Here is a 2,698-nt window from a genome sequence, read left to right as displayed (position 1 = left end):
GATGCCATGCTTGTCTTCCGGCTTGCCGTAGCTGAAGCCGGGCGCGTCGCGCTCGACGACGAACCAGGACGGCCCGCCGGGGGCCAGGGCGAGGATGGTGTAGAGGTCGGCCACCGCGCCGTTGCTGATCCACTGCTTGCGGCCGGTGATGTGGTAGCCGGTCACGCTGCCGTTCTCCTGTACGGGGACGGCCTTGGTGCTCATGGCGGCCAGGTCGCTGCCCGCCTGCGGCTCGGTCGCGCCGTAGGCCATCAGCAGCGCTTCTTCGGCCACGCGGCCCATCCAGTGGGCCTTCTGTTCCGGCGTGGCCCCGACGCGGATGGGGTCGGAGCCCAGGAAGGTCGCCAGGACGCCGGTGGCGACGCCCAGGTCGATGGAGGCCATCAATTCGGAGACGCGATAGATGTCATACGCGCCGCCGCCCAACCCGTCGAACTCCTCCGGGATGAACAACAGATGCAGACCCAACTGCGATGGGTCGTTGAGTTCTTTCAGCACTTCTTCCGGGAAACGATCCTCGTGATCGAGCTTCAGCAAGTACTCCGTCGTCAACTTGCGCTCAGCGTATTTGCGCAGCGTATCGAGGATCATCTCGCGGGTTTCGCTATCCAATCCTGCTCCAGCCATCGTATTCTCCTTCAAAGAACGTGTGAGCCACACGGGGTCAGACTGTCCGGCGGCAAGTAGGAAGCGGTCGCCGGCGGCTCAAGGCAAGCGTCAAGGGTCTGTCCCGCGTTCCTGGGTCTTATTCTAAAGGAGAGTAGGGCGGGGTATTAGTGACAAATGTAATGCAAATTGGGGCCAAAAGGCATAATGCAGTGTGTCATAAAAAAGAGGCTCACGCAAAGACCGCCAAGTGCCCAAGGAACGCAAAAAGAATCTTCTCTTTGCGTTCTTGGTCTTCTTTGCGGTCTTTGCGTGAGCTCTTGGGGAGTACCCCCGACAGGACTCGAACCTGTGCACCTGGCTTCGGAGGCCAGTGCTCTATCCTCTGAGCTACGGGGGCGAATACGAGAGGGATTGTCCCACAGGCGGAATGGACTGTCAATACTGACCGAGTGCTTCGGATAGGCAGTTGACAGGAGAGTACTTATGCTCGTCACCTTGTTTGTCTGGACGCTATTTGGAGCTCTCTGGACTCACTTCCGCGCCAATTTATGCCATATCACTAGATTTGCTTGGGTTATGTGTTGGAATGATGACATGTAAATGAGCCGGGGGTACTCTTGCGTTTTCCCCATATGGGCAATTACAATATAGGTGTCACCTGGTGACCTTTGTTATCAGTTACCGAGAGCCAAACCCCCGGAAACCCAATGCGATAGACAAGTGCGAGCCGCTTCATGTGCAGGGCCAGGTCAAACACATGGCGCTGCCCGCAAGAGGATGAGAAGATGCACCGCCTACTTGGTTCGTTGTGTTTGCTGGTCGTTCTTGTACTGATGGGCTGCACCTCGCCACAAACAGCGACCGTTGAGACACAGCCCACTCCCACTGAGGAAGCGCAACCCGCCGAACCGAGCGCCACCGCCACTCTGGTCGCACCGACCGCGACGCCCGAGTCGACGGCAACCGCCGAACCTACCGTGACCGTCGCGCTTGCCACACCCTCCCTCGCGCCGACGGACACACCTCCGCCCGCGCCGGCCGCCGCAGGCCTCGACGGCACGTTGGTGCTCTACACAACGGTGGTCGCCGTTCCGGCTGCCGGCGCGGCTACCCCGGCGGAGCCGAGCTACGCCTTCCGCACCTTGCCGGCGTTACCCTTTGTCGATCCGGCCGTCTTCGACGCCTTCTACGGCTCGGACACGCTTAAGGATACCCTCAACTTGTTCTTTTTTAACCTCCGTCCCCAGCTCTCGCCGAATGGCCGCTACCTATTAGTTCCCGGCCTCACCACTCGTCCTGAATGGGGCATCGAGGAGGGCACAGGGACGTGGCTGTTGGATCTGGAAGCGGGCACAGCCCGGCGATTACTACCAGACGGCAAGGTCGCCACGTGGAGCCCAGCCAGCGACGCCATCGCCTATGTAGAGGGCGACACGCTCTACACGCTCGGTATCGCCGAGGGAGCCGCGCCCACGCCGCTCTTCCAGCACGAGAATCTCTGGTGGGAGTATGCCCACTGGTCACCGGACGGCCACTGGATCGCCGCGGTGAGCGGCGAACTGACGCCGGATGAGAATGGAGCCCTCACACTCACCTACTGGCTTGTGCCGCCCTCCGGTGAGCCGGCCCGCGAGTTGACCGTCCAGCAGGACATGTCCATGGACTTTTTCGCTGACGAGCTGTCCTGGTCACCGGACGGGCAATACCTGCTGATGCGCAATAAGCTATTTGATATGAGCGGCAATCGGCTCTCGCCCACACCCGCAAACAGGCTCGTCTGGCTGCCTGACGGTTCCCATCTGCTGGCAAACGGCAACGATGGGCTGCGGATCGTGACCATCACCGGCGAGGAAGTGGCTCGCATCGGCGACACCTTCGCCGAGCAGTGGGCCCTCTCGCGCGACGGCCGGCGACTGGCTTACACCCAAGGCTACAGCAATGAGCAAAGCGTATTCGTCTACGATTTGGAGCGCGGCGAGAGCCGGGACATCCACTCCGGGCCGGCCTCGCTGTTGCGCTGGAGTACCTATGGCAGATACGTGCTGTTGAGCATTGTTCAAGACAACACACCCCAGATCGTGGCGGTGAG

At 60.9% G+C, this 2,698-nt stretch carries 1 protein-coding gene, 1 tRNA gene and 1 pseudogene; 1 reads left to right on the top strand and 2 read right to left on the bottom strand.

The genetic code is table 11. The features are described 5' to 3' along the window. Positions 1–612: acyl-CoA dehydrogenase family protein (locus tag ACE3UY_RS20405; protein ID WP_374689321.1), on the bottom strand; the 612-nt coding region annotated here is incomplete at its 3' end. Between the two features lie 322 nt (positions 613–934). Continuing rightward, positions 935–1,006 (bottom strand) — tRNA-Arg (locus tag ACE3UY_RS20400). 388 nt (positions 1,007–1,394) lie between these two features. Between ACE3UY_RS20400 and ACE3UY_RS20395 the strand changes: the two are divergent. Next, positions 1,395–2,698: pseudogene (locus tag ACE3UY_RS20395) on the top strand (hypothetical protein); the annotation flags it as partial.

The sequence above is a fragment of the Promineifilum sp. (SeqCode) genome (genome assembly GCF_041918635.1).
Taxonomy (GTDB): Bacteria; Chloroflexota; Anaerolineae; order Promineifilales; family Promineifilaceae; genus Promineifilum.
Note: the sequence above shows the minus strand (reverse complement) of the source record. Positions and strands in the feature narration are given on the sequence as shown.